Below are 6,782 nucleotides of genomic sequence, written 5' to 3'. Positions count from 1 at the left end.
CACTCCCGCGCTGGCTGCACCAGTACAACTGGCACAGACCTCATGCCAGCCTCGGCTACCAGCCACCCATCAGCCGCCTCCAGCTCCCGCTGAACAACGTCCTGGGTTTACACAGCTAGCCAGCCGCGCGTCTGGTCAGCTGGCGGCAGGTGCGGGCACCCCGCTGCGGACCCGCGAGCCCCACCACGCGTAGAACATGATGTAGCCGTAGCACAGCATCGGCAGCAGGAATGCCAGCTGCAGGCCATGGCGGTCGGCCAGCCAGCCCATCGCCAACGGGATGACCGCGCCGCCCACGATCGCCATCACCAGCAGGCTGGACGCCTTGCCGGTCAGCGGCCCCAGGCGCTCGATGCTCAGCGCGAAGATCGTCGGGAACATGATCGAGTTGAACAGGCCGACGCTGACCACGCTCCACTTGGCCAGGTCGCCGCTGGCCAGCAGGGTCAGGCACAACAGCAGCACCACGGCGAACGCGAACAGGCCCAGCAGCCGGCGCGGGTCGATCCACGCCAGCAGGAACGAACCCAGCAGCCGCCCCACCAGCGCGCCGCCCCAGTACATCGACACGTAGGTCGTGGCCTGCTGCTCGGTCAATCCCTGCCCGATATGCGGCATCGACAGGAAGTTGACCAGCACGCTGCCGATGGAGACCTCGGCGCCGACATAGAAGAAGATCGCCAGCACGCCGTAGCGCACATGCGGGTGACGCAACGCATCGGCGATGCCGAAGCGCCGGTCGTGGGCCTCGTCCTCGACGCCGCGTATCGACGGCAGGCGGAACATCATGATGACCACGGCAAGCACGAACAGCGCCAGCGCCAGGCCGAGATACGGCCCCTGCACCGACTGCGCCTCGGAGGCGCGGTAGGCCAGCGCCTCGGCGACCGGCAACGCCGCCAGCTCCTCCTCGCTCCTCGGCGCGGCGGAAAGGATCAGCAGGCCGCCGAACAGCGGCGCGATGGTGGTTCCCAGCGAATTCATCGACTGCGCCAAGGTCAGCCGGCTGGAGCTGGTCTTCTCCGGCCCCAGCAGCGCCACATACGGATTGGCCGCCACCTGCAGCACGGTGATGCCGGTGGCAAGCACGAACAGCGCGCTCAGGAACATCGGATAGCTGTGCACCGCGGCGGCCGGCCAGAACAGCAGCGCGCCGACACCGGCGATGGCCAGGCCAGCCACGATTCCCTTCTTGTAGCCGAGGGCGGCGACCAGCCTTCCCGCCGGCAGCGACATCAGGAAGTACGCGCCGAAGAAGGTGAACTGGATCAGCATCGCCCGGACCCAGGTGAGTTCGAACGCCGCCTTGAGGTGCGGGATCAGGATGTCGTTGAGGCAGGTCAGGAATCCCCACATGAAGAAGATCGTGGTGACCACCACCAGGGCGAAACGGTTTGCCTGCATCTGTTGCTGCCCGCGGCCGGCGGTCGGGATATCCATTGCGCGCTCCATCTAGAGGGTGTGGAAGAAAACAAGGGTGTCGCAGCACCGCGCTATAGAAGCGGTTTCGCGAAAGCTTGTCCAGCGCTGTCAAATTGGATCCGGCAACACCGGCTCCGCTCGCCTCCGCGAAATCCACGCACAGCGGCGCGTTGGCTCAGGCGCTGCCGCATACCGGCCGTTGCAGCAGCACGGACGTGCGCAGAAATATCGTGCGCCGCACAAAAATTTCTCCCTATCGGCGATCCGCGAACACCCCATCTTCCACGGCGTGCGGGCGGCTTTTCGGCATGCTCCCCGCTCTACGGCGGCGCATCGGCGGCGCAACGGAAAAACTGCCCCCTACCGGGCATCCAACACGGGTTCTAACTTTTGTTGACAACGCTGTCAGCCGGGCGTCCAATGCGCCGGCAAATGCGAGAAGCGTTCATTGCTGGATGTAGGTACACCAGAAATTTCGTGAAATTCCGGGGAGAGAGAACCATGAAAGAGCTGCACGTCGTTCCGAAGAAGAAGATCCTCGCTTCCGCGCTGCTGCTCGCCCTGGCCCATCCAGCCTGGGCGCAGGAGCCGGCAACGCAGGACAGCGCTCCCGCCAGGGGCGCGACCGAAGACGAGACCACCACGCTCGACACCATCCAGGTGGTCGGCATCCGTGGAAGCCTGACCTCGTCGATGAACCTCAAGCGCGACAGCCAGGGCGTGGTCGACGGCATCGTCGCCGAGGACATCGGCAAGTTCCCCGACACCAACCTGGCCGAATCGCTGCAGCGCATCAGCGGCGTGTCGATCGACCGCACTTCCAGCGGCGAAGGCTCCAAGGTCACGGTGCGCGGCGTCGGCCCGGACTTCAACCTGGTGCTGTTGAACGGCCGGCAGATGCCCGCCTCCAACCTCGGCCCCGGCGGCGGCGGTGCTTCCGGCTCGCGTTCCTTCGATTTCGCCAACCTGGCCTCGGAGGCGGTGTCGGCGATCGAGGTCTACAAGACCTCGCGTGCCGAAAACCCCACCGGCGGCATCGGTGCCACCATCAACGTCAAGACCGCGCGCCCGCTCGAATCCGAGCCGGTGGTCAGCTTCGGCCTGAAGTCGGTCCACGACACCTCCAACGACAACCTGCCCAGGACGCTGCAGGGCGACGACTTCACCGGCGAACTGTCGGGCATCTTCAGCAACACCTACGCCGACGGGAAGTTCGGCATCGCCATCAGCGCCAGCCACCAGGAGCGCGACTCCGGCTACAACCAGGCCACGGTGGCCGACGGCTGGGCCACGTTCTACGGCGACGACACCGACAGTTGGAACCGGCTGCCGCAGGCGGGCGAGTCCTACTACGACCGGATCCAGAACCGTCCCGGCGCCGACAGCGTCTACGCGCGTCCGCAGAACACCGGCTATACCGTCAACGGCGTGCAGCGCCAGCGCACCAACGGCCAGCTGACGATGCAGTGGGCGCCGAGCGACCGCGTCACCACCACGCTGGACTACACCTACGTCGAGAACAAGGTCCAGCAGCAGCGCAGCGAGCTGTCGGTATGGTTCAACTACGGCGAAGGCGACAGCGTCTGGACCGACGGCCCGGTCTCGGCGCCGATCATCTATTCCGAGGACATGGTCAATTCCGACCTGTCGATGGGCGGCATGCGCCTGGCGACCAAGAACAGGATGGATTCGCTGGGCTTCAACGTCGAATGGGAAGTCACCGACGACCTGAGCCTGGAGTTCGACTACCACAACTCCACCGCCGAATCGCGGCCGGACAGCCCGTACGGTTCGGCCGGCGTGCTCGGCGTGGCCGCCTACATCCGCGGCACCACCACGGTCGACTACAGCGGCAAGTTCCCGATCCTCAACGTCCAGCTGCCCGACGGCATCACCCAGGTCGAGCCCTCGCAGGCGCTGGTCACCGGTTCGGTGTTCCAGAACAGCTACAACAAGTCCAAGATCGAACAGTTCCAGACCCGCGGCGAATTCAGGTTCGGCGACTACTCCGGGCTCGACTTCGGCATCGGCGCCACCGAGGTCAACAACCGCTCGGCCGCCGCGGTGATGCAGCGCGACAGCTGGGGCGGCGTCGGCAGTCCCGACGACTACGACGACAGCATCTGGTACGCCGACGACATGTCGCGCTACTTCAAGGCGTTCTCCGGCCACAACGACCCGCGCTTCACCGGCCGCTTCCTGGTGTTCGACTTCGACCGCCTGCGCCAGCGCGCCGGCGAGGTGGGCTCGGCGGCCGACCCGGCCTGCCCGACCTGCTACCTGGCGCCGACCGAGTTCACCGAGGACATGCGCACCACCGAGAAGTCCAAGAGCGCCTACCTGCAGTGGAAGACCACCTTCGACTGGTCGATGCCGTTCAACGTGGCCGTGGGCGTGCGCTACGAGGAAACCGAGGTCCGCTCCACCGCGCTGGCGCGCATTCCCACCGCCATCGACTGGAACTCGGCCAACGAGCTGAACATCGTCTATGCCTCGGACCAGGACTTCACCGAACTCAAGGGCAAGTACGACTACATCCTGCCGAACCTGGACATGAAGCTGGACCTCAGCGACAGCCTCGCCCTGCGCGGCAGCTACAGCCGCAGCATCGGCCGGCCCGGCTGGACCCAGATCCAGGGCGGGCAGAGCCTGGCCCCCATCGTCCGCGTCGACGGCGGCGACGGCGGCCGCGGCAACCCGGCGCTGGAGCCGCTGCTGTCGGACAACTTCGACCTGTCGCTGGAGTGGTACTACGGCGAGTCGAGCTACATGTCGGTCGGTTACTTCCGCAAGAACATCAAGAACTTCATCAGCGACACCATCGTCCGCGAGGAACCGTTCGGCCTGCACACCCCGGTCGGCGGCACCTACTGGAACAACGCCATCGCCGCCGGCTGCGGGGCGACGGACATGCCCTGCATCCGCGACTACATCTTCACCAACCACGCGGGCGACCCGGGCGTGACCTACACCGGCCTGAACTCGGCCGGGCAGATGACCGGCAGCATCGTCGGCCAGCCGGGCGACCCGATCGCCGGGTTCGACATCACCGTGCCGGCCAACCAGCGCTCCGACCACCTGAAGGGCTGGGAGATCAACCTCCAGCACGTGTTCGGCGAATCCGGCTTCGGCCTGGCCGCGAACTACACCAAGGTCGACTCCGGATTGACGTTCAACAACCTGAGCCTGGGCGACCAGTACCCGATGGTGGGCCTGAGCGACTCGGCCAACCTGGTGGCGTTCTACGACAAGAACGCCTGGCAGATCCGGGCGGCCTACAACTGGCGCGACAAGTTCCTCAACGGCATCGGCGGCCAGGGTCCCAACCCGAACTACACCGAGGCCTACGGCCAGCTGGACGTGAACATCAGCTACGAGGTCAACGAGCGGCTGGTGCTGAGCCTGGAAGGCATCAACCTGACCGACGAGACCATGCGGGTGCATGCACGCCACGAGAACATGGTGCGCTTCGCCACCCAGACCGGGCCGCGCTACATGTTCGGATTGCGCTACAAGTTCTGATGCCCCCGGCAAGGCCGCTGCCTGCAGCGGCCTTGCCCTTTTGTGCCTATGATCGGCCTGCGCCCTGGGCGCGGGCGTATGTCCGTCCCGGCCAGGCGGCATCCCATCCTCGGAACACCGGCTCGCAGATGACCCGACACGTCCTGCTGAACAACATCGACCACCGGGACCTGCGCATCGACACCGGGCGCGGCGCCGCCCTCGGCGACGACGTGATGTTCGCCCCGACCTATCCCGGCGAGTTCCGCAACCTCCAGGCGCACTATCCGATCGTGTTCCGGCGCGTGGCCGACGGCGGTTTCCAGCCGCTGGCGCTGTTCGGCCTGCAGGAAGGCGGCAACCTGTTCCTGGAAGGCGGCCATTGGGACGCCGGCTACATCCCGCTGGCGATCCAGCGCCAGCCGTTCCTGATCGGCGTCTCCGGCGAGGAGCGCCTGATTCATGTCGACCTGGACCACCCGCGGGTGCGCCGCGACGCCGGGCAGACGCTGTTCCGCGACCACGGCGGCACCACCGAGTTCCTCGAGCAGGTCAAGTCGGTCCTGCTCGCGCTGCACGACGGCCTGCAGGCCACGCCGGCATTCATCGATGCCCTGCAACGCCACCAACTGCTCGAATCCTTCGTCCTCGACGTGCAGCTCGACGACGGCTCGCACAACCGCCTTGCCGGCTTCCACACCATCGACGAAGAGCGCCTGCAGGCACTGGAAGGGGCGGCGCTGGAGCGCCTGGCCCGCGACGGCCACCTGCTGCCGATCTACATGGCGCTGGCCTCGCTGTCGCATTTCCGCGACCTGATCGAGCGGATGAACCGCCGCCGTGCTGCCGGTCGCTGACGCCATCGAGGAGATCGCGGGCCTCGACCCGCAGGCGCTGCCCGACAGCGTGCTGCGCTCGCCGCGGCCGCTGGTGCTGCGCGGCATCGTCGCGCACTGGCCGATGGCCGCAGCCGGCCGCCACTCGGCGCAGGCGGCCATCGCCTACCTCGGCCGCTTCGACCACGGCGGCATGCCGGTGGTCGCCACCGTCGCCCCGCCCGAGGCCGGCGGCCGCGTGTTCTACGACGCGGACCTGGGCGGATTCAACTTCCGCCGCGAACAGGTGCCGCTGAAGGTGGCGCTGGACACCCTGCTCAAGTACCTGGACCACCCGGCGCCGCCATCGATCTACGTCGCCTCGACCACCATCGACACCTTCCTGCCCGGCTTCCGCGCCGACAATCCGCTGGACCTGGGCGGGCGCGATCCGCTGGCCAGCATCTGGATCGGCAACCGCAGCCGCATCGCCGCGCACCAGGACGTCCCCGACAACCTCGCCTGCGTGGTCGCCGGGCGGCGGCGGGTCACCCTGTTCCCGCCCGAACAGCTGGCGAACCTCTACGTCGGGCCGCTCGACTTCACCCCCGCCGGCCAGCCGGTCAGCCTGGTGGACTTCGCCGCGCCGGACCATGCGCGCTTCCCGCGCTTCGCCGAAGCGCTGCGCCATGCGCAGGCGGCCGAGCTGGGCCCCGGCGACGCTGTGTTCATCCCTTCGATGTGGTGGCACCACATGGAAGGACTGGAAGCCTTCAACGTGCTGGTCAACTACTGGTGGCGGCAATCGCCGGCGTGGATGGACACGCCGATGAACACGCTGATGCTGGCGCTGATGACGCTGCGCGACCTGCCCGCCGGGGAGCGGGCGATCTGGCAGGAGGTCTTCCGCCACTACGTGTTCGAAGCGGACGAGGCCACCGCCGGGCACATTCCGGAACACGCGCGCGGCGTGCTTGCGCCGCTGGACGAGACCCGGACCAGGAACCTGCGCGCGCTGCTGCTGAAACGACTCAACCGCTGAAA

4 protein-coding genes and 1 pseudogene are annotated in these 6,782 nt (G+C 67.1%); 4 read left to right on the top strand and 1 reads right to left on the bottom strand.

Translation table 11 applies throughout. The features are described 5' to 3' along the window. Window positions 1-119: pseudogene (locus tag OK345_RS14225) on the top strand (integrase core domain-containing protein); the annotation flags it as partial. A 16-nt stretch (window positions 120-135) separates the two neighbouring features. On the opposite strand, the gene OK345_RS14220 reads toward OK345_RS14225, so the two are convergent. Continuing rightward, window positions 136-1,440, bottom strand: a complete 1,305-nt coding sequence (locus tag OK345_RS14220; protein ID WP_265155122.1) for a sugar MFS transporter — start codon at window positions 1,438-1,440, stop codon at window positions 136-138. 483 nt (window positions 1,441-1,923) lie between these two features. Here OK345_RS14220 and OK345_RS14215 point away from each other — a divergent pair, with 483 nt between their 5' ends. The 3 genes from OK345_RS14215 (at window position 1,924) to OK345_RS14205 (ending at window position 6,780) form a co-directional block, all read left to right on the top strand. Further along, window positions 1,924-4,944 carry a TonB-dependent receptor gene (locus OK345_RS14215; RefSeq protein WP_265128639.1) on the top strand — a complete coding sequence of 1,007 codons (3,021 nt, stop codon included), beginning with the start codon at window positions 1,924-1,926 and terminating at the stop codon, window positions 4,942-4,944. A gap of 128 nt (window positions 4,945-5,072) precedes the next feature. Further along, window positions 5,073-5,780, top strand: a complete 708-nt coding sequence (locus tag OK345_RS14210; protein ID WP_265128638.1) for a SapC family protein — start codon at window positions 5,073-5,075, stop codon at window positions 5,778-5,780. Next, complete coding sequence (locus OK345_RS14205) at window positions 5,764-6,780, top strand: cupin-like domain-containing protein (protein WP_265128637.1); 1,017 nt, start codon at window positions 5,764-5,766, stop codon at window positions 6,778-6,780. The genes OK345_RS14210 and OK345_RS14205 overlap by 17 nt, the downstream gene beginning before the upstream one ends. Window positions 6,781-6,782 lie beyond the last annotated feature (2 nt).

Origin of the sequence: Xanthomonas chitinilytica (assembly GCF_026107455.2) — a bacterium.
In the GTDB taxonomy this organism is placed as follows: domain Bacteria; phylum Pseudomonadota; class Gammaproteobacteria; order Xanthomonadales; family Xanthomonadaceae; genus Stenotrophomonas; species Stenotrophomonas chitinilytica.
Note: the sequence above shows the minus strand (reverse complement) of the source record. Positions and strands in the feature narration are given on the sequence as shown.